General features: G+C 68.8%; 8 protein-coding genes. 1 reads left to right on the top strand and 7 read right to left on the bottom strand.

Annotation, left to right across the window (positions count from 1 at the left end):
* Positions 1–108: 108 nt before the first annotated feature.
* The 3 genes from NM2_RS35100 to NM2_RS35090 form a co-directional block, all read right to left on the bottom strand.
* Positions 109–2601, bottom strand: coding sequence for an Hsp70 family protein (locus NM2_RS35100; RefSeq protein WP_067678134.1), 2493 nt, complete (start codon positions 2599–2601; stop codon positions 109–111).
* A gap of 63 nt (positions 2602–2664) precedes the next feature.
* Positions 2665–3042: a hypothetical protein gene (locus NM2_RS35095; protein ID WP_067678131.1), complete on the bottom strand. Its 378-nt coding sequence runs from the start codon at positions 3040–3042 to the stop codon at positions 2665–2667.
* Between the two features lie 25 nt (positions 3043–3067).
* A complete protein-coding gene (locus tag NM2_RS35090) occupies positions 3068–5827 on the bottom strand; it encodes a tetratricopeptide repeat protein (protein WP_067678128.1) in 2760 nt (919 codons plus the stop codon).
* A gap of 316 nt (positions 5828–6143) precedes the next feature.
* Here NM2_RS35090 and NM2_RS35085 point away from each other — a divergent pair, with 316 nt between their 5' ends.
* Positions 6144–6569 carry a hypothetical protein gene (locus NM2_RS35085; protein ID WP_067678125.1) on the top strand — a complete coding sequence of 142 codons (426 nt, stop codon included), beginning with the start codon at positions 6144–6146 and terminating at the stop codon, positions 6567–6569.
* Between the two features lie 7 nt (positions 6570–6576).
* On the opposite strand, the gene NM2_RS35080 is transcribed toward NM2_RS35085, so the two are convergent.
* From NM2_RS35080 to NM2_RS35065, 4 genes are read right to left on the bottom strand one after another with little or no spacing between them, the layout of a single operon-like run.
* A complete protein-coding gene (locus NM2_RS35080) occupies positions 6577–7398 on the bottom strand; it encodes an ABC transporter permease (RefSeq protein WP_067678122.1) in 822 nt (273 codons plus the stop codon).
* Positions 7395–8213, bottom strand: a complete 819-nt coding sequence (locus NM2_RS35075; protein WP_067678119.1) for an ABC-2 transporter permease — start codon at positions 8211–8213, stop codon at positions 7395–7397. Before NM2_RS35075 ends, NM2_RS35080 begins: the two co-directional genes overlap by 4 nt.
* Positions 8210–9190: a daunorubicin/doxorubicin resistance ABC transporter ATP-binding protein DrrA gene (locus NM2_RS35070; RefSeq protein ID WP_067678115.1), complete on the bottom strand. Its 981-nt coding sequence runs from the start codon at positions 9188–9190 to the stop codon at positions 8210–8212. Before NM2_RS35070 ends, NM2_RS35075 begins: the two co-directional genes overlap by 4 nt.
* Positions 9187–22452: a non-ribosomal peptide synthetase gene (locus NM2_RS35065; protein WP_084531884.1), complete on the bottom strand. Its 13266-nt coding sequence runs from the start codon at positions 22450–22452 to the stop codon at positions 9187–9189. The genes NM2_RS35070 and NM2_RS35065 overlap by 4 nt, the downstream gene beginning before the upstream one ends.
* Positions 22453–22596: the final 144 nt, after the last annotated feature.

Below are 22596 nucleotides of genomic sequence, written 5' to 3'. Positions count from 1 at the left end.
TCGGATCCTGAACGCGGCGGTGTTCCGGATACACTGGGGCACAGTGCATCCGGAACGTCATCGCGAGCGGATCGTCACAGCGAGCGGATCGTCACAGCGAGCGGATCGTCACAGCGAGCGGATCGTGCTGAATGGATCCGGCTCCGGCGGCGGATCGGCCATCAGCGTGCGCAGCCGGGCATTGATAGTGCGCAGCCGGGTGATCTCCTGCGCGTCCAGCGCCGCGTGCCCCTCGGTGATCAGCCGATGGGCCAGCACGATGTCGACCATCTCCGCGCGATATTTGATCAGCTCCTCGAAGATGAGGATCTGCAATTCGCCGGTGCGATCGAGAATGCGCCGCACCATCGCGGCCAGCTCGGAAGTGCGCTGCCGCAATAGATCCGGCTCGTGCGAGTCGATCGCCTCGCGGATCGCCACCTCGTGCTGATCGAATTCGCGCCGGAACATGTCGTCGCCGAGTTCGTTGATGCGCACGCGGGTGTACTCGAGCGTCTCCTTCGCGCGCGCCACCAGACTCGGCCACAGCAACTCGTCCTCGGCCTGATCGATCGCCGCGCGCAGATCGCGCAGCCGCTGTTCCGCGGCGATGGCCGCATCCGGATCCGCGGCCGCCGCGGCCACCAGATGCTGGGTGTCGGTGACTGTCTGCTCCTGCTCCAGCTGGCTCAGCAGCAGCTCCGAGGTCGGGTTGCCGAACTCGTCGTGCTGCTGGCGGACCTGGTCCAGCCGCTGCAACTCGGCCTCGGTGCTGCGGCGCAATGCGCTCGCGTCCGGCCGTGATTCGGTGTGCAGATCGATGACGTTCTCGAATTCGGCGTCCAGATACGGCAGATAGGCGCGCGCCACGAGGATGCGCGAGGCGTCTATCTCCAGGGTCAATTCCAGATCGCTGCCCTCGGGGATGCTGCGCTCGATCTGATCGGCGGTGATGTCCAGGTGACCGATCGTGCGATTGCGGTCGCCGCGAGCATATTCGCCCTCCAGCACGGGAATTCGGATCAATCCGGTGCGCTGTGCGCCGTGATGAACCGCGACCGAGGTGCGCAGGCGCTTACGGGCCCGAGCCGGGAGCGGGGTATTGCGCTCGATCAGCTGGATCGTCGTGTTGTCCGACAGGCCGACGCTGATCGTGTGGATCAGCGGCGGCTGGGTTTCGACCGCGCCGACGGTGTAGGTCAGCGTGCCGGGGGCGATGTCCCGGCGACGTCCGGCGGCATCGGTGAGTTCCAGCTCGAAGGTGTTGGTGCGACCGGTTTCCGCCCACAGCGTCGTGGTGAATACGCCGGTGTCGGCGACGGGAATCTTGCCGCTGCGCCACGGCGGCTGCGCGCCCGCGTTGACCAGCTCGACGGCCACGCCGTCCAGCGCGGCGCCGTCGGTCCCGGCGATCCGGCCGACGACGAGCGGCTCGCGGTCGGGTCCGACCGGCTGATACTCCAGCTGGACGGTGAATCCGCCGGGCACCGCCACCGGTGCGCTCAGCTGCGGAATCCGTTGTGTCCCTGCGAAGATCGCCGCACCCCGGGCGACGACGGTGAGCGGATCCTGACTGGTGTCCAGCGTAATCCCCAGGCCCCGAGTCGCATCCGTGAGATGTTCGCGCAGATAGGGCGACAGGGTCGGGCCGCCGACCAGGATCAGCTTGTCGATATCGCCGGGCGACAGGTGCGCCTCCTCGAGCGCCTTACGGCACAGGTTGACCGAACGGGTGAGCAGGGGGTCGGCCAGCCGCTCCACATCCGTGCGCTGCAACTCGTAGTAGAACTCGAATCGTCCGCCCGCACCGTTGTCGAGTTCGACCTCGATCGGCTCCATCGGCGCGCGCGAGAGCTGGATTTTCGCCTTCTCCGCGGCGAGCTTGAGCTTGTTCACCAGCGGCCGCCACCGCGCGGCCCCGCGGGTGAGATCGGACAGCCCGAATTCGTCGCGGACCGCGGGAATCAGCAGTTCCTCGACGATCCGCCAGTCGATCAGCTTGCCGCCCAGATAGTTGTCGCCGCGGTGGTTGAGCACCGTGAACTCGCCGTCGCGCAGCTGGATCACCGCGGCGTCGAACGTGCCGCCGCCCAGGTCGTACACCAGCCAGCGGGCATTGTCGTCGGTGGCCTGGAAACCGTAGGCGAGCGCGGCGGCGGTCGGCTCCTGCAACAGCGGCGAGAAGCGCAGTCCGGCGGCCTCGGCCGCCGCGCGCGTCGCATCGCAGGCGCTCATGTCGAAGGCGGCCGGGACGGTGATCACCGCGGCCTCGATACTCTCGCCGAGCCGCTGCTCGACATCGGCGCACAACGTCTTGAGCACCTCGGCGGACAGCTGCTGCGGGGTGAGTTCGCGGGCGCTGGCGGCGAAACGCACCGACTCCTGCGCGGTGCCCATGCGCAGCTTGAACTCCGAGGCGGTGTTGTCCGGATCGGATTCGCCGCGCTCCTTGGCGGCCCGGCCCACTCGTAGCCGGTCGCGCTTGTCGATCCACACCGCCGACGGCGTGGTATCGGAATCCTCGTTGTTCTTGATCACCTCGGCGTCGACGCCGTGCAGCACGGCGATGGCGCTGTTGGTGGTGCCGAGATCGATTCCGAAATCAACCGTCGACCGTGCCATATCTCCTCCGAAAATGGTTGTGCCGCAACGTAGTCACACATGTGCCGAGTCGTTCGCGCGATGCTACTCGTCCTGTTCCGGCGCTTGCCGCTCCGCCGATTCCGGTGTGGCCACGATGATCTGGCCCATCTGCACCACCTGACCGTCGGCGTACACCGTGGGCATGATCGTCTCGGCGACCCGCTCGCGGTCCACCGCGGACGAGGGCGCGTACGCGATCACCTGCACCGACTGGCCGCCGTCGAACGGTTCGCCGGTGTGCGACTGCACCTGGATTCCGGCCTCGGCCAACGCATCCGCCATCGAGGTGACCTGACGGGCCACCGCGCGCAGCAGTTTCGCCGGGTCCGCGTCGGGGTCGTTGTCGGCGAGCTTGTTGCCCAGCCGCCAGACGCCGGTTGCCAGATCGGCCAGCAGCGGCCGGAAATCCCTGTCCGCCATACGGATTCTCCCCTTCATGAGGCGGCTATGCGGGCCGCTCGCCTTTGCGCCATCCCTGTGCCAGCAATTCGGTCAGGGGCGGATATGTCAGTGCCCGGTTCTTGATCTCGTCGCCGCCCATCGACGCGATGCCGATACCCGCGCCGATCGCGACGATGACGCAGATCGCCGTGACGATGAACACCGGATGCAGGGCCAGAGCGACGAAGAAGCTGAAGAACGCCGCGATGACGCCGAACCCGGCGACGCCGCCGAGGTTCTTGCGCTTGGTCTCCTCGGGCAGATGCAGCTGGCGGCAACGGTCGCAGCGCGGCACCTCGACGGTCAGTGTGCGCCAGCGCTTGGTGTTCCCGGAGTACGTCACGTCCCGGTGCAGGCCGAACGCGTAGTGCTGTCCCGGCGCCGCGGGCTTGTCCTGGCAGAACCAGCAGGTGTCGCGCAGTCTGGCGGCCTCGTCGCGCTCGCGCAGCATGCCCGTGAGCACGGTGATCTGCTCCTGCACGAAGGTGCGTGTCTCCGCACCGACGGGCAGCGGCTGGGCCCGGCGCAGCACCTGTTCGGTCGAATCCAGATCACCGCTCTCGTTGCAATAGGACACCGCGCACGAGGTTGCCGTGGTCGCGATGTGATCCTGGGCGCGCGCGATCCGCTCGCCGCCCGGATCCTCGCCCGCCCGGATCCTGGCCAGCGGCAACCGAGTTCGGTCCAGCAGATCGCGTGCGGCCTGCAAGCCCTGCTTCTTGTTCGTCTCGGTGGCCGCGCGGGCCTCGGCGCAGAGCTTGTCCACCTGCAACGTCGCCGCGGCGGACCACTCCTTCCGCAGGCGGTCGCGGATGGCCGTGGTCGTGGCGATCGGACCGAGCCGCTCCAGCATCGCCACACTCGACGCGATATCGCGGACCTCGTTGTAGTGCTGGATATCGCAGAAGATCGCGGTGCCGACGATGTCGTCGTGCGCACCGGCGCCGAGTGGATCGGTCGGCGGGCGCAACCGGTCGATGACCCGCAGCGGCACCCGGGCTCGATCCAGCATCCGGTCGACGGCCTGGGCGGCCCCGGCCGGGCGCTGGGATCCGGCCCGATGTGCCTCGTCCGCAATGGATTTCAGGCGCGCGGCCAATTTCCGGATCGCCCAGCCGCGGGCGTCGTCGATCGTTCCGGCGTCGAATGCGCCCGGATGGGCGCTCACCTGCTCGGCGAATCTGTCGAGCACGGCGACGTGCAGGTCGGCGGCGGCGAAATCGTCCTCGGCCGTGGCGTTCACGATGAGCGATGCGTGGATGCGTAACAGCATCCCGGGCAGTGCGCCGCGCAACTCCTCGACGGCGGCGGCGTCCATGCGGCGATCGTCGATGTGGGATGCGCGGTCCCGCAGGTGATTCCACACCGCATCGTCGCCGACGGCCGAACCCCAGGCGGTCAACGCGTCGAGCCAGGTTTCGGCGGCCTGTCCGCGCGGTGTCTCGAGTCCCTGGATGTGCCGCAGCACCGCGATATTGTGCGCCGCGATCGCGTCCTGGCCCATGCGGTCCAGCCAGATCCGTTCCGCGGTGGCGACGTCGTCGCGGGACAGCGCCGCGAGCGCGGGATCGCCGTCGGTGCACGGCCACAGCCAGAACAGTTCCTGCACAAGGCGATTCACCGGCTCACGCAGACGGTTTAGCGCGGCCTTCACATCGGCGGCATCCGGTGGAGGTGATACGGCCAGTGCGGTGCTGCGGCTCAGCGGAGCGCCGAGCTTCTCGGCCGCCTCCAACTCGGTGACGCGCTTGCGGACCTGACGGGAATCGGCGTCGGTCGCCAGCCCGGCGAGCCGAAAAGGATTGTGCCGGTACGGCGTATCCTCGATCAGCGCATCCAGGGCCGTCGCGATGCCCGAGGCGTCCGTCGCGGGCTTCGGTCGTACGGTGCCGGTCGGGCGAACCACGCTGTCGGGCAGGACTGTTCGTTCGGCACTCGGTCGTTCCGGTGTGGCATCGCCGCTGCCGCGCAGCCGGGTCAGATTGGTTTTCGCGTTCGGATTGCCGGCGAGGGCGGCCCGCTCGTACCAGTCGGTCGCGGCGGGCAGATTCGGCTTGTCCACCTTGACCTCGAACAATGTGCCGAGGTTGTTCATGGCGCCGGCATGACCGTCCGCGGCGGCCTTCTCGTACCACAGGATCGCGGCGGGCAGGTCGCCGTCGGCCTCGGCCATCAGGCCGAGCGTGAATTTCGCGTTGGTGTATCCGCCGGCGGCGGCGCGCTCGTACCAGTGGCGCGCGGCGACCAGATCCTTGGGCTCGAGGGTGTATCGATACAGCTGGCCGATGTTGTACATGGCGATGGAATCGCCATGCTCGGCGGCCTTCTCGTACCAGTTGCGCGCGGCGGCGGGGTCCGGGGGATCGAGACGTTCGGCGAGTAGATAGGCGAGTTTGAAGTAGGCGTCCTTGTACTGGGCCGCGGCCGCGCGCTCGTACCACGGACGCGCTCCGGCCGGATCCGGCGGAGTCGTGCGGTCGGCCAGCAATCCGCCCATGTTGTACATGGCCGTGGCGTCGCCCGCGATCGCTCCCCGCTCGTACCATTCGCGCGCGGACCTCAGATCGGGCGGATTCTCAGCCTCGGCGAGCCGGCCGAGATCGTTCATCGCGCAACGATGCCCGCCCGCGGCGGCCCGGCCGTACCAGTTCAGCGCGCCGGGGACATCCGGTGGCGTCGATCGTTCGAGATACTGGCCGAAGTCGTGCATGGCCTCGACATCGCCTGTCGCGGCGGCACGTTCGTGCTCTTCGCGAGTTGTCATGGCACCCCCCGTTCGCCCGCGGGATCGAACGGCCGCGCAGCCCAAGCGGATACCAGCACCAGCACCCGCCCCTCCCGTGCTGGTCATGCTAATCGGAACGTCTGCGCAGCCGCTACAGAGTTTTCGAACATCCGCTGTGAGCAGCGCTGTCGGTGTCGGAAGTGCTGGAACGCAGGACGATTTCGGGTGCGGGTGTCGTTGCATCGGGTGCGAGTGTTGTTCGGCGAGTGGGGAATTCCGTCGCTCTCGGCGGTCTGATCGTCTACGCGGCCACCGGCGTCGCGCCGTTCGCCACGGGTGACACGATCTCCATGCTGTGGCGGGTGATCCAGGAGGAGCCTCGGCTGGACGGTGTTCCGGCCAGCCTGCGCGGGCTGGCGGCGGCCTGTCCGGCCAAGGATCCGAAGGTTCGACCTACCCCGCAGCAGACGCCCGGCAACTCGCCGCACTGCGTCCGCCCGGACCGGATCGGTGGCTGCCCGCGCCGATTCTGGCCGAGATCAGGCGTCGCGCAGCCGAATTGGCCGATCTGGGCGTCTGCACCCGCCGGGCGACCTTGGTCTTCGCCGGTCCCGCGCGAATCACGTTGCGTACCAGACCCATCGACGACGGACCGTCGCCCGGCAGGGCGTGCGCTCGCATGGGTGTGGTCACCACGCTCGAACGCGATCCGGACGGCACCCTCACCTACACGAACGGCCTGGTCACCAATCTGACCGGGATTCTGCATCGCGGTAGGTGACCTCGCGTCATCGGCGGCTCGCGCGGCGATAGCCGATGGCCGCGGGGACGGCGAAGACCACGATCGCGCCGAGGGACCAGATCAACGTCAGGGTCAACGGCCGCGCCAGCGGTCCGCCCGCGGCCAGTGCGTGCATGGTGTCGACCGCCGTCGACATCGGTTGGTTGTGCACGACGGGCCGGATCCACTGCGGGTAGGCGGGCAGGGGGACGAAGCCGGTGCTGAAGAACATCATCAGCGAGGTGAAGATCGTAATTCCTTCCACCAGTGTGGCTTTCGCGGTGAATACGGCCACGGCGGTGACGATCGAGGCGAAGGCCACCCCGACCAGCACCGGCACGCACACGAATGCGATCGCGGCCCAGATGCCTTCGCGGAAGCGGAACCCGAGCGCATAACCGACCAGGACGATCGCCAGCGTCCCGGCGAGGATGCGACATCCTTCGGCGAAGATGCGCGAAGCCAGGCCCGAGGCGCGATGGACCGGCAGCACCCAGAACCTGGCCAGCAGTCCCGCGTCCCGTTCGCGTCCGAGCAGAATTCCGCTCGCCACCGCCCCGGACAGCGCGCCGACGACGGCGGCCAGCGGCACCGAACCGTCCAGGGCCTCGGCGCCGGTGAACCGCCGGATCTGATCGCCGATCACGGTGTCCAGCATGAGCAGCAGCAGACAGGGGATGATCAGCGTCTCCAGCAGGGCGACCGGATTGCGCACCCAGCGCAGCAACAGCCGCCGGGTCTGGATCAGGGTGTGCAGCATCAGCGCGCAGGCCGAACTCTCGGACCCGGCCACCGGCAGCGGTGCGTGATCGGCGATGTGCGTGGTCATGATCGCTCCTTGCCGAGACGGATCGAAAAGCACAGGCAGACAACGAGAATCGCGACAGCCCAGACGATCGGGGGAGTCATCGTCGAGACGCTCACCGGTGCGCCGTGCGGCAATCGGTCCCCGGCCAGCGCGCGCAGTGCCGACGACCACTGCGACACCGGTTGGTTGCGTACGAAAGGCTGCACCCAGGAAGGGAATTGGTTCGCCGGGGCCAGGCCGGTGGAGAGCATCCCGAAGATCAGCGGCGGCAGTACCAGCGCCTGCGCGGTCGTCTCCGGGCTGCGCGAGGCGGTGCCGATCACATCGGCGGCCAGGATCAACGCCATCCCGACCAGTATCGAGAACAGCAGGAACTCGGCCGTTCTCGCGGCGCCGAGGTAGAACCGGAATCCGATGACGTGCCCACACACCAGCGCCGACGCCAGAGCGATCGCGAGCCGGAAGACGTTGCCGCACAACCGCGCCGTGGCCGGAACCAGCGCGCCGATCGGCATCGAGCCGAACCGGCGGTTGAGCCCGGCGACCGCGTCGGAGGCCGCCCGGAACGCGGCCGAGACCGCCGTGAACGCCGCCGCCTGCAGAATCACCAGCGGCATCATGAACTGGGCGTAGCTGCTGAATCCGGTTCCGGTGAAGGTCATGATCGTCTTCAGCGGAATGTAGAAGCTGGCGGTGAACGCGGCGGGAGCCAGGATCGAGGTCAGCATCTCCCCGGATTGCGCCGCGGGGATGATCATCCGGGCGGTCAGTACCCACCACTGCTGTGCGCGTCGCGGCGTGGCGCCGGTGCGCGCCAGCCAGATCTGGGCGGTCATACCGGGACCTCCGCGGGCTCGGGGTTCTCCTCGGTGGCCGGATGGCCGGTGAGCTGGAGGAATACCTCGTCGAGCGAGGGTCTGCGCAGGGCGATGTCGACTACGTCGAGTCCGGTGGCGTCGATTCGGCGCAGTACCTCGGCGAGGGTGCGGTGGCCGTCGGGGGCCGGGATGGCGATCCGGTCCGATTCGTGGGGGAGGAGGAACTCCGGTGGCAGGAGTTCGGACAGCGCGTCGGTCAGGGCGGGCAGATCGCTCGCCTGTACCGGCACCACCTCGCAATAGCTGCCTCCCGTACGGGATTTCAGCTCGTCGGCGGTGCCCTGGGCGATCACCACGCCGTGATCGATGACGATGATCCGGTCGCTGAGCGCGTCGGCCTCCTCGAGGTATTGCGTGGTGAGCAGGGTGGTGATGCCCGCACTCTTGAAGTCCGACACCAGATCCCACACGGCCTGGCGGCTGCGCGGGTCCAGGCCGGTGGTGGGCTCGTCGAGGAACACCACCTCCGGCCGCACGACCAGTCCGCAGGCGATATCGATCCGCCGCCGCATACCGCCGGAGTAGGTGCCGACCTTGCGGCCCGCCGCGGCGGTGAGGTCGAATTCGCCGATCAGCTCCTGTGCGCGGGCGCGGGCGGCGCGTTTGCGCAGGCCCATCAGCCTGCCGAACATCACCAGATTCTCGAAGCCGCTGAGCATGTCGTCGAGTGCGGCGTACTGGCCGGTGAGCATGATGGAGCGGCGCACGGTGGCAGGATCGGCGACGACATCGTGTCCCGCCACCAGCGCGCGGCCGCGATCCGGCGCGATGAGCGTGGACAGGATGTTCACGGCGGTGGTCTTGCCCGCGCCGTTGGGCCCGAGGATGCCAAGCACCTCGCCGGGCTCGGCGGTGAAACTGATGCCGCGCAGTGCGTGCACCTCGCCGAAGGACTTCTCGATTCCCTCGACCAGGACTCCGTTTCCGGAATTCATCGATGGCCTCCCAGGTGTTGGTCGAGCACGCGGGCGATGATCGGCAGCACGTGCGGTGCGGTCATGTCGTCGTGTGCGACATCGACCTCGTGGGTGGTGATCTCGCCGGTCACGTACGGCCGCCAGCCGTCGGGGCCGAAGATCTCGGACGTGTCGGCGGTCGCGCTGAAATACACGATGTCGCCGTGGAATACGGGTCGGCGATAGCCGGTCCGGGTGCGCGCGGCGGCGTTGTAGGAGGCCGCCATGCGCTCGAGAGTGGCCGCGTCCACGAGTTCGACGCCGCCGAGCCGGTCGAGGATCAGATCCGCGGCGTCCTGTGCGGTGGCTTCGGCGGGGACGTTGTCGATGCCGAACACCGAGCCGAATTCGTGCACGAACGAGCCCGCGTCGAGCCGTTCGATGCTCTCGCCATCGATATCGGCGGTGTCGGCGTCCAGTAGTGCCACCACGCCGACCGAGTCGCCGTCGCGTTCCAGCCGGGCCGCGATCGCGTGGGCGATCAGGCCGCCGAAGGACCAGCCCAGCAGGTGATACGGCCCCTGCGGCTGGATCGCGCGGATCTCCCGGACGTAGCGTTCGGCGAACTCCTCGATCGAGCCGGGCGAGGGTTCGCGTCCGCCGAGATCCGGGGCCTGCAAGCCGTAGATAGGGCGGTCCGGTGCGAGCGACTCCGCGAAACCGAGATAGGTCCAGGAGATTCCGGAGGAGGGGTGGATGCAGAACAGCGCCGGTTCCGCGCCCTCGGGCCGGATGGGCAGCACCACATCGAGTCCGAGGCCGCCGGACGGCCCGGGTTCGGTGATCGCGTACCGAGCCGCTATCGTCCCGGCTTCCGGGGACACGGCGAATCGCGCTGCCGCGGTGAGCATCTCGATCCACAGATCGGCCAGTTCGGTGACCGCCTCGTCGTCCAGCAGCGTTCCGGGGTAGCTGAAACTCGCCCGGAGGCGATCCCCGGCGACCATCGCGGTCACGTCGATCGCGGATTGCACTGGTACATCGGGGGATTCGGCGGCATACAGGTCACCGAGGTCGTCGGTGGGCAGCCAGCCCAGTCCTTCGAGCCCGGCGGGGGCGTCACCGGACGCGTACCGGCCCAGGTAGTTGAAACTCACCCGGCCCGGCAGACGCCGCGGCAGTCGCGCGGCGGTACCGGAGTTGAGGTAGCGCAGCAGACCGAAGCCGATTCCGTTGTCCGGCACCGCGAGAAGCTGCTCGCGGACCGCGGCGACGGCCGCGCCCATGGCCGGACCCGCGGACAGCGCCTCGGCCGGATCGATGCCGTCCAGGTCCAGCCGGACCGGATACAGACTGGTGAACCAGCCGATCGTGCGCGAAAGATCCGCTCCCGGAACCACTTCCTGCTGTCGGCCGTGCCCTTCGAGGCGAAGCAGCACGCTGCGGTCGGCCGTATCGCGCCAATGCCGCAGGGCCAGTGCGAGTGTGGCCACCAGCGCGTCCTGCACACCGCCGCCGAACAGGCCGGGCAGCGTGGTCAGCAGGGCCTCGGTGACCGCCGCATCGGCTTCCCGGTCGATCGTGCGCAGGGTGTGCGCCTGATCGATGGCCGGGTCCAGCTCGCGCGGTCCGATGAGCGGATCGGGCCCTTCGATGACGTTCTGCCAGTAGCCGAGTTCGGCGACGCGGTCGGGCGCGTGGGCCTGTTCGGTCAGCGCGGTCGCCCATCGGCGCATGGAGGTGCCGGTCTCAGCCAGGACCGGATCGGCTCCGGTGCTGACCTGCGCCCAGGCGGCCATCAGATCCGGTACCAGGATGCGCCAGGAGACGCCGTCGATCACCAGGTGGTGGGCGAGGACGATCAGGCGTCCCGGCCTGGTCCGCGAGCCCGCGTCGCCGACCGGATCGAGCCAGATGAATTGCAGGACGGCGCCCTTCGCGGGGTCGAGGCGGTCCGCCGCCGAATCCAGTTCGCTCGCAGCGTATTCCCGGAGCTCGACCGGGTTCTCGACATCGCATTCGATCCGGTGGACCAGTGTGTCCACCTCGATCGAACCGGGCTCGGTCACGATCAGGTGCGGCCGCTCGTCGTGGGTGACGAGGCGAGCGCGCAGCATATCGTGCCGGTCGATCACCGCCGACAGGGTCGTGACGAGCTGTTCGCGCTCGATGCCGAGCGGGAGTTCCAGTACGGCCGTCTGCGCGAAACGTCCGTAGTCGCCGCCTCTTTCGAGCATGTAGTGCACGATCGGGGTCAGCGGGAGCTCCCCGACACCGCCGCCGGGAAGCTCGTCCAGGATGAGCGTCTCCCCTTCCGCATCGGCCGCCGCGGCCAGCGCCGCGACCGTGCGATGTTCGAACACCTGCAGCGGTGTGCAGCTCACCCCCAGCTGTTTGGCCCGCGACACCAGCTGAATCGCCATGATGCTGTCGCCGCCGAGCGCGAAGAACGAATCGTCGGCACCCACCCGCTCGAGTCCGAGCAACTCGCCGACGACCCCGGCGAGGATCCGTTCGGTCGGGGTGGCCGGGGCCCGGTATTCGGTGCGCGCGGCCTCGAATCGAGGCTCGGGCAGCGCTCGCCGGTCGAGTTTGCCGACCGCGTTGATGGGCACCGCATCCAGCACCGTGAACGCCGCGGGCACCATATAGCCCGGCAGGGTTTCCCCTGCGGCGGAGCGCACTCGGGTGAGATCGAGTTCGACGCCGGGTTCGGGCACGAGGTAGGCCGCCAGCGCGGTCGCGCCGGTGGGGCCGGGGACGCCGAGCGTCACCGCGAAATCGACGCCGCCGATACGGCGCAGCGCCGCGTCGATCTCGCCCAGCTCGATGCGCTGACCGCGCACCTTGACCTGAAAATCGGTGCGGCCCAAGTATTCCAGGCGGAGATGCGCTTCGCTGGATTCGGTCCAGCGCACCAGATCGCCTGTGCGGTACATCCTCTCACCGGATCCGCCGAACGGATTCGCGACGAAGCGTTCGGCGGTCAGGCCCGGTCGTGCGTGATAGCCGCGCGCCAGGGCGGGTCCGGCGACATACAGCTCGCCCGCGACACCGACCGGGACCGGATGCAGCCGATCGTCCAGCACCAGTACCGTCGCACCGCGCACCGGCGTGCCGATGGACACCGCCTCTGCGGCGGCCAGCGGGGAACTCGTTGCCCAGATGGTGAATTCGGCCGGGCCGTACATATTGATCAGCGTGCGGCCGCCCGCCCAGCGTTCGACCAGTTCGGAGCCCATCGCCTCACCGGCGACGGCCAGCACCCGGACGCCGGAAACGTCGTGGGGATCCATGGTGGCTAGCGCCGAGGGCGTGATCACCACATGGGTCACCGCCTCGGCGTCGATCAGTGCGGCCAGCTCGGCGCCGCCGAAGACCTCCGGCGGCGAGACCACCAGCGCGCCACCGGATCCGAAGGCCATCAGCGCCTCGAACACCGACGCGTCGAAACTCGGCGAGGCCACCTGCAGAACCCGTGAACTCTCCCGGACGCCGAGCCGGTCGGCTTGGGTGGCGATCAGATCGGCGATGCCGCGGTGGGTGACCGAGACGCCCTTCGGAATTCCGGTCGAACCCGAGGTGTAGATCAGCCATGCCGGGGAGTCCGGGTGGATCGGGTTGTCCGGCGGTGTGGTTCGCGGGGTGTCGGCGAATTCGGGGGAGTCCAGCACGAGCCACTCCGTGGTGTCGGGCAGTTGCGGACGATAAGCCGCGAGAGTGATCCCCACGCGCGCACCGGAATCGGTGAGCATGTGCTCGATGCGTTCGACGGGATGCCGTGGATCCACCGGCACGAAGGCCGCACCGATCCGTGCCGCCGCCCAGATGCCGATGAACAGTTCCGCCGAACGCGGCAGACCCAGTGCTACAACGCTTTCCGGCCCAACCTCGCTCAGCAGCCCGGCCAGCCGGTCGGCCTGGTCGTCGAGTTCGCGGTAGGTGATCGTTCGTCCGTTCGCGACGACGGCGGGATGATCCGGGTATCGGCCGGCGGTCGCGGTGAGAAGTTCGGGAAGTGTTGTCGCGCCGATGGATTGGGCACCGTGAACCGCGACGAGCGCGGCGCGCTCGGCGGTGTCGAGGATGTCGATGTCGCCGAGTGGTGTCTGCGGCCGGGCGAGCACCGCATCCAGAATCCGCAGCCAGCGGGTCACCAGCGTGTGCGCGGTCGCCTCGTCGAACAGGTCGGTGGCGTAGGTCAGGCCGCCGTCGAGTCCGGCCGGTCCGCTGTCCGAGAAGTGCTCGCGCAGATCGAAGGTCAGGTCGAACTGCGCCGAGCCGCGGTCCACGTCCTCGACCTCGATACGCAGTCCGGGCAGTTCCAGGACCGGTTCCACGTAGTTCTGCAGGCTCAGCGAGACCTGGAACAGCGGGTGGTACGCGGTCGAGCGACTCGGATCCAGCACCTGCACGAGCCGCTCGAACGGGACGTCGGCGTGGGCGAAGGCGTCCAGGTCCGTCGAGCGGACGGTATCGAGGAATGCGGCGAAACCGGCGGACGGGTCGACCGGGGTGCGCAGGGCCAGCGTGTTGACGAACATGCCGACCAGCGCGTCCAGGGCCCGGTCGCCGCGTCCGGCCACCGGCGTGCCGATCACCACGTCGCCGGTGCCGCCCAGACGCGCGGTGAGCACCGCGAGCGCGGCGTGCACGACCATGAACGGTGTCGCCCCGTGCTCCGTCGCGAAATCCACCAGGGCACGGTGCCTTTCGGCGTCCAGGCGCAGCGCGATATCGGCGCTGCGCATCGACTGCACGGCCGGGCGCGGACGGTCGGCGGGCAGCTCCAGCACGTCGGGAACACCGGCGAGATTTTCCCGCCAGTACCGAACCTGTTGTGCCGCAGCGGAATCCGGATCAGACTCGTCGCCGAGTAGGTCGCGGTGCCACATCGCGAAATCGGCGTATTGAATCGCCAGCGGCGCGGGGGCCGTGCCCATACCTGTCGAATGCCGTGCGTAGGCGGTGACCAGATCCGCGGCCAGCGGGGCCATCGATGCTCCGTCGGCGCTGATGTGGTGCACGACCAGCACGACGACGTGGACCGGAGGTCGATCCGCTGCGGGCAGGGCGAAAACGCCCACGCGCAGCGGAAGTTCCTCGGTGAGATCGAAACCCGCACCGGTGAGCGCGGCGATCCGGGACCGCAGCGGTGTGCCGTCCTCGGTGTCGGCCACCGTGATCTCCGGCGTCCCCGAGGCAGTATCGATGACGACCTGGCGCGCCCCGTCGCCGTCGGCGGGATATACCGTGCGCAGGCTCTCGTGCCGGGCGACCACATCGGCGAGTGCCGCGCCCAGTGCCGCGAGGTCCAGTTCGCCGGTGAGCCGCAGGGCCACCGCGATGTTGTAGGCGGACGCGTCCGGATCCATCCGGTTGAGCACCCACATACGCTGCTGCGCGGGGGACAGCGGGATCCGGTCGGGGCGAATCCGCGCCGCCAGCGCCGGGCGGTCCGATGCCCCGTCGGCGGGGACGACCCGTGCGGCCAGCTGTGCGACGGTGGGCGCATCGAACAGATCACGCAGTGCCACAGTCGATCCCAGTGACGAGTTGATCCGGGAGATCACCTTGGTCGCGCTCAGGGAGTTGCCGCCGAGTTCGAAGAAGGATTGATCCACGCCGACCCGCTCGACGCCCAGTACCTCGGCGAAAACCTCGGCGACGCTGTCCTCCACCGGGGTTCGCGGCGCCAGGTAGGGCCGGTGCGTCTCGGTGAAATCGGGCATCGGCAGCGCGGCGCGATCCAGTTTGCCGACCGGTGTGAGCGGAATCGATTCCAGCACAACGATATATCCCGGAACCATATATCCGGGCAGCTGCGCGGCGACCCGCTCTCGCAGATGATCGGTGTCCAGCCGCGCCTCGTCGGCGGGCAGCACATAGGACACCAGCACCGTCGCCCCGGCGGGCCCGGCGCGGCCGATCGTCACCGCGTAATCGATCTCCTCCTCGCGCGAGAGCGCCGCGTCGATCTCCCCGAGTTCGATCCGCAGGCCGCGGATCTTGACCTGGAAATCGCTGCGCCCCAGGTATTCCAGAACCGGGCGGTCGTCCTCGTCGAGTACCCAGCGTGCCATGTCCCCGGTGCGGTACATGCGGTCGCCGGGCTCGCCGTGCGGGTCGGCCACGAAACGTTCCGCGGTCAGCGCGAACCGGTTGAAGTAGCCGCGGGCCAGGGCAGGTCCGGCCAGGTACAGCTCGCCCGGGATCCCGATCGGCACCGGCCGCAACCAGGTGTCCAGCACCGCGACCGCCGCGCCGCGGATCGGCCCGCCGATGGTGATCGGTTCGCCCGCGACGAGTTCCGCGGGTCCGGTCGCCCAGATGCTGAATTCGGTGGGCCCGTACAGATTCACCATCCGGCGGCCCGGCGCCCACCGCTCGATCAGCTCGGGCGTGGCCGCTTCACCGGCCACCGACAGCATCCGCAGTCGGGGCAGCCCGGCCGGCTCCATGGTGGCCAGGGCCGAGGGGGTGATCACGGCGTGGGTCACCCCTTCGGTGCGCAGCAGCTGTTCCAGTTCGGTCCCGCCGTAGACCTCCGGTGGCGAGATCACCAGCCGGCCGCCCGCGCTGTGCGCGGTGAGCAGTTCGAAGACCGAGGCGTCGAAGCTGGGGGAGGCCACCTGCAACACCGCGGACTCGGGCGATGTTTCCAGCGATTCCCGTTGCGCGGTGATCAGATTCGCGATTCCGCGATGGCTGAGCAGCACCGCCTTGGGCTTGCCGGTGGATCCCGAGGTGTAGATCAGGTAGGCGGTCTGGTCGATGTCGATCGGCCCGCCGCGCTCGGCGTCGGTGATGGGGGCATCGGAGACCGTCATGACGCGGCGGATGGTGCTCAGATCGTCCAGCAGCAGCCAGTCGATGGTGCCGGGCAGGGTTTCTCCGGTCTCGGTCACCGTCACGCCGATGGGCGCCTTGGAATCGGCGAGCATGTGCTCGATCCGCTCGACGGGATGGCTCGGGTCCAAGGGCGCGAAGGCCGCGCCGGTCTTGGCCAGCGCCCACACCGCGACAACGGATTCCAGCGAGCGAGTCATCGCCAGGATCACGAATACTTCGCGGCCGATGCCGCGCCGCAACAGCATTCGCGCGAACCGGTTCGACCAGGCGTCCAGCTCGCCGTAGGTCATGGTGAACTCACCCGAGGTGATCGCGACGGCGGACGGATCGATGCGAGCGCCCTCGGTGAGGATCTCCGGAAGGGTGCGCGGAGACATCGATTCCGGGCCGCGAACCGGCAGCAGCGCGGTGCGTTCGGCCTCGTCGCAGTACTGCACCCGGGACACCGGCAGTTGCGCATCGTCCGCGAGCTGGGTCAGCAGCCGCACGAAACGATCCAGCAGCGACCGTGCTGTTCGCGAATCCAGGTGTCCGGTAAGGAATTTCAGGCTGATGCGCAGTGTGTCGCCGTCGTCCTCCCGGATCGGGACGGTCATCAGATTCAGCGGGTACGGTGTCGCGTCGGTGCCCTCGACGTCCAGCACCCGCATGCCCGCGACGTCCAGCGACTCGGTGAGCGCCTCGCGATCGATCGGATAGGACTCGAAAACGGTGAGGGTGTCGAACAATTCGGCCAGTCCGACCGCCTGGTGGATGGCGGCGAGGCCGATATGCTGGTGTTCCATCAGTTGCGCCTGCTCGGCCTGCACCCGGGCCAGCAGGTCGACCACCCGCTCGGCGGGGTCGAGCCGGACGCGCACGGGCACGGTATTGATGAACAGGCCGATCATCTCCTCCACGCCCGCCAGTTCCGGCGGACGTCCCGAGACGGTCGCGCCGAACACCACGTCGGTGCGGCCGGTCAGCATGGCCAGCGCCATCGCCCACCCGGCCTGGATCAGCGTGTTGACCGTCGCACCGGCCTCCCGCGCGGTCTTGTCGAGCGCGGTGACGACGTCGCGGGACAGGTCGGTGGACACCATCCCGGTTTCGGCGGAATCGATATCGGCCAGGCTCGGCATCGCCCGCGTCGGGGCGTCGACACCGGCCAGGTAGCCGGTCCAGGCCGCCAGGGATCGCGCGTCGTCCGAGGCGTCGAGCCAGGCCAGGAATTCCCGGTAGGAGTGGGCGGGCGGCAGCGCGGCGGCGTCGCCGCCGAGGACGTACAGCGTCAGCAGTTCGCGCACCAGCAGCGGTGTCGACCAGCCGTCCAGCACGAGATGGTGGTTGGTGAGCACGAAACGGTAGGTGTCGGCATCGATGCGGGCGAGGGTGAACCGCAGCAGCGGTGCGCGGGTCAGTTCGAACCGGGTGTTCGCGTCCACCGCGACGATGCGGTCCAGCTCCCTCCGGCGCGATGCCGAATCGGTGATGGAGGTGAGATCGACCTCCCGCCACTGGATTTCGGCATGCGCGCTGACGATCTGGCGCGGGCCGTCGTCGGTTTCGACGAAGACGGCGCGCAGGTTCTCGTGCCGGTCGATCACGGCCTGCGCGGCCCTGCGCAGGCGGTGCGCGTCGACGGTGCCGGAGAGGGTGAGCAGCGATTGCACCGTATAGCCGTCGGCGGTGTCGGTGTCGTAGACCGCGTGGAACAGCAGTCCGTATTGCAGCGGCGACAGCGGCCAGATGTCGGTGAGCTCGGGATATTCGCGCTCCCAGCGGTCGATCTGCTGCTGACGCACCGGAACCAGGGCGAAGTCCGACGGTGTGCGCCCGCCCGCGCCCGCGGTGCTCGCGTGCGCGGCCAGGGCGCGCAGTGCCTCGTGCCACAGCACGGCGAGCGCGTCCAGGTCCTCGGCGTTGAACAGGCGCGAGGCATACGCCCAGGTCACCTCGAGACCGGCGTCGGTGCGCACCGCGTTGACATCGATCGCCGCGGCCAGCGGGGCGCGGCGGTCCTGAGTGGCCGCGAAACGCTGTGGAAGCCAGGGGCTTTCATCGGTGCCGGTCATCGCTCGGCCCAGGTAGTTGAAGCTGATGTCCGGGGCGGGGTCGGCGGCCATGGCGGCGGCGGTCTCGGGGTTCAGGTAGCGCAGCATGCCGTAGCCGATGCCCTTGTCCGGCAGGGCGCGCAGCTGTTCCTTCACCGCCTTGAGCAGCGTTCCGGCCGCCGCGCCGCCGGTGAGCGCCTCGGCCCGATCGATACCGGACAGATCGATCGCGGCCGGATACACGCTGGTGAACCAGCCCACCGTGCGCGCGGTATCCGCGCCGGGCAACACGCTCTCCTCGCGTCCGTGCCCCTCCAGGGTGAACACCGTGCGCGCGCGGTCCCGCCAGCGGCTCACCGCCAGGGCGAGCGCCGCGAGCAGGACATCGTCCGCGCCGCAATGGAATCGGTCAGGAACCATACTCAGGACGGCATCCGCGAGATCCGGCTCGAGGACCGTGTGCCGCTGGGCCATGGTCGCCACCACATCTATCGCGGGATCCAGCCGATCGGCGGCCAGCGCCGGACTTTCGACGGCCGAGAGATACTGCTCGTCGGTCGCGATCGGACGCCCCTGGCCGCGGTCGCTCGATGCCGGGTTCTGGGCGGTCGAGCTGTGTTGCGGGTCGGCGTCGCCCGGATGCCCCTGTGCGCCGTCGATATCCCGCGCCGGGTGCTGGATGGCCGAGATACCCTGCCAGACAGGCAGTTCAGTGGCTCGCTCGCTCGCCTGCGCGATTTGTCCGTGCGCCCAGCGCCGGAAGGACGTGCCGACGGGGGCGAGGCTGCCGCCCTGTGCGGCGACCGCCAGATCGGGAAGCAGGATCCGCCAGGACACGCCATCGACGACCAGGTGATGCAGGACCAGCCAGCACAGCGGCGTCGCGGCGGTCCGCTCGATCAGCACGAATCGCGCGACGACACCGGCTTCGGGGTCGAGCAGGTCCGCGGCGGCGTCCAGTGCGCTCGAAATCGCTTCTTCGGCATCGGAGTTCGCGTGCACGACCTGCACCAGAGATTCGGCGTCGACCGAACCCGGTTCTGCCACATGCCATTCCCAGCCGTCACCGGTCCCGCGCAGCGCCGAACGCAGTACGTCGTGCCGGTCGAGCAGAATCCGCGCGGCCGCGACCAGCCGCGCCCGATCCATATCCTCGGGCAACCCGACGAGCACTGCCTGGCCGAACCGCCGCCACGTATCACCCTGCTCGAGCATCGCGTGCACGATCGGGGTGAGCTCGACCGGTCCGGCGCCGCCTCCGGGCAGCTCGCGCACGCCCGCATCCGTCACATCCGTGGCGATGGCGGCGAGTGCGGCAACTGTCTTGCGCTCGAACACGTCCCGGGCATTCAACCCGAGTCCGGCGGCCTTGGCCCGGGAGACGAGCTGAATGGAGATGATGCTGTCGCCGCCGAGGGCGAAGAAACTGTCGTCCACGCCCACCGACGGCAGGCCGAGCACCTCGGCGAACAGTCCGGCCAGCACCTCCTCGCGCGGTGTGGACGGCGCACGCCCGCCCGTTGCCTCGGCCCGGAAGTCCGGCGCGGGCAAGGCTTTTCGATCGACCTTGCCCAGCGGGGTCAGCGGGACATGATCGATCACCATGACGACCGCGGGCACCATGTACGACGGAAGCCCCTGTCCCACAGCTGCTTTCACGTCCTCGGGATGTACTCGAGTTCCGGAGCGCGGCAGTACGTAGGACACGAGCGCGGTGGCCCCGGAACCGGCCTGGGCCCCGATCGTCAGCGCGAATTCGATGTCCGGGAGGTCCAGCAGTGCGGCGTCGATCTCACCCAGCTCGATGCGGAAGCCGCGGATCTTGACCTGAAAATCGCTGCGGCCCTGGTATTCCAGCTCGTGACGGCCCTCGTGCACACACCAGCGGACCAGATCGCCGGTCCGGTACATCCGTTCGCCGCGGGCATAGGGGTTCGCGACGAAGCGTTCGGCGGTGAGCCCGGTGCGCCGGTGGTAGCCGCGCGCCAGACCCGCCCCCGACAGATACAGCTCACCCGTCGTGCCCACCGGCACGGGACGCAGCCACGGATCCAGAACCGCCGCCGACACACCGCGCGTCGGCCCGCCGATCGTGATCGGGCCACCGGGGACCAGCGCCTCGCTCACCGTCGTGGTGATGGTGGTCTCGGTCGGTCCGTAGCCGTTGAGCACGGTGCGTCCGGACCATCGGGTCACCAGTTCGGCCGGGCAGGCATCGCCGCCGACCACCAGCGTGCGCAGCTGCGGCAGCTCGGCGGGGTCCAGGGAACCGGCCACCGTCGGGGTGACGTCCAGATGGGTGACCCGGTGCCGGAGCAGTACCCCAGTCATCTCCTCGCCCGCGTACGCCGTCGGCGGGACGACGGCAAGCGTCGCGCCACGCGCCAGCGTCACCAGGATCTCCTCGACGGAGATGTCGAAGCTGGGCGATACTGCGTGTGCGACAACGGAATTCGAATCCACACCGAATCGTTCGCCGGATCCCGCGACGAGGTTGGCCAGACCACGATGGGTGACCAGTACGCCCTTGGGCAGCCCGGTGGAACCGGAGGTGTAGATGACGTACGCGGTCTGGTCCGGATGCACCGGGCTCGGTCGATCGGCATCGGTGATCGTCGCGGCGGATCGCACAGCCGCCTCGAGCTCGGTGGCGGGATCGTCCATTACCAGCCATTGCACGCTGTCCGGCAACGACTTTCGCGCGGACTCGACCGTGATGCCCGCGATCACCCCGCTGTCGCGGATCATGTGTTCGATCCGGTCCGGGGGATAGGTCGGATCGATCGGCACGAATGCCGCGCCGGTCTTGGCCACCGCGATCGTCGCCAGCACCGATTCGGCCGAGCGCGGAATCGAGATCGCGACCGTGCGCTCCGGGCCGGCTCCGGCGTGGAGCAGCACCCGGGCCAGCCGGTTGGTGTACTCCTCGAGCCGGGCATAGGTCAGTTCGGTGTCCGCATCGGTCAGGGCGAGCGCCTGCGCGTCGATTGCCGCACCGGCGGAAAGGATTTCGGGCAACGTCCGGATCTCGGCGTCCCGGCCGCCGCGCACGGGCGCCAGCTCGGTGCGTTCCTCCTCGGACAGGGTGCTCACCGCCGACAGCGGCGCGTCCGGCCCGGCGGCGAGAAACCGGTGCAGGAAGTCCACGAAACGTCCGTGCTGGCGGGCGAGTTCGGTATCGCTGTAGAGGTTCGCATTGCCCTGGAAGTCGATATGCGTGCTCTCGCCGCCGACGCCGGGATACAGGTTGAGGAACAGATCGTCGATAAGCCCGGAGGTCAGCACGTGCAGTCGTCCGGTGATCGGGCCGAGCTGAATCCTGGTGTCCACCATCATCAGATTCACCGTCGGCCCGAAGGACGCGGCCTCGTCCATCCGCTGCCCCAGGTCACGGAGGATGTCCTCCTGCCGGTAGCGCTGCCTGCGCAGGGCGCCGGTGAGTTCGCGCTGTGCCGCACCGATCAGCTCACCGACCGTGGCGTCGGGGGCCATCGCCAGACGCAGCGGGACGACATTGGCGATCATGCCGCCCGAGCGACGCAGAACCGCGGTGGTGCGGGCCGAAACCGGCAGGCTCAGAACCACTTCCGGCGCACCGGTCATCGCGGCCAGATACGCCCCGAAGGCCGCGACCACGGTCGGCGCCACACCGGAGGACACCGCCTGCGCGACCGAATCCAGCAGTGCCGCGGTCTCGTTCGGCAGTGCGCCGGTGACCCGGCTCGGGTGCGCGTCGACCTCCGCGAGTCGTCCGGCCAGGCTCACCGGGTCGGGCATGCGGTCCAGATGTTCGATCCAGTACGAGCGATCGGCGTCGAAGCGGTCCGAATCACGGTATGCGCGATCGGCTTCCACGACCGCACGCAGATCCTCGGCCTTCGACGCCGGTGCGGGCCTGCCCTCGCGGGCCGCGTTGTAGAGCTCGCCGGTGCGTTGCACCATCGTCAGCGCGCCCATGCCGTCCAGCACGATGTGGTGGATCCGCGAGTACCAGAACCAGCGATTCTCCGCGAGGCGCAGCATCGTCACGTTGACCAGGCGATCGGTGAGCGGATTCAGAGGTGCGTTGTACTCCGCGCGCATCCACGCCTGCGCGGCGGCCTCGGGATCGTGCTCCCCGCGCAGGTCGACGGTGTCCAGATCGTCGTCGAGGCTGGTGTCCACCAGTTGCAGTGGGCGGCCGTCGACCTCGACCAGCCGCAGATAGCCGGTGCCGAATTCGCGGCCGGCCTGCCGTGCGGCCTGCCCGAGTATCTCGATGTCCACATCGCCGATCAGTTCGACGTACTGGGCGATCGAGATCGGGACATCTCCCGCGATGTGCTGGGCGAACCAGATGCCGCGCTGGGCGGCCGAGAGTTCGAAAGGGACTGGGGGAGTGGATATTTCGTTGGAAATGCTGGGAAGGTGCGGCATCACGGTTCCTGGATTCTGCCGTCGGCCGGGTCGCGGGATGAATACTCCGGACACGGTACGGGTGCGTTCGCATCGCGACGAGTCACTCGGGAATCGTTGCGCGGCAAGGGATGTGCGGTGAGAGTGATTCGGTTGCACCGCCCC

It is taken from the genome of Nocardia miyunensis NBRC 108239 (assembly GCF_001613065.1).
GTDB lineage: Bacteria > Actinomycetota > Actinomycetes > Mycobacteriales > Mycobacteriaceae > Nocardia > Nocardia miyunensis.
The sequence above is the reverse complement of the archived record's forward strand: the minus strand, read 5'-3'. Positions and strand labels throughout refer to the sequence as shown.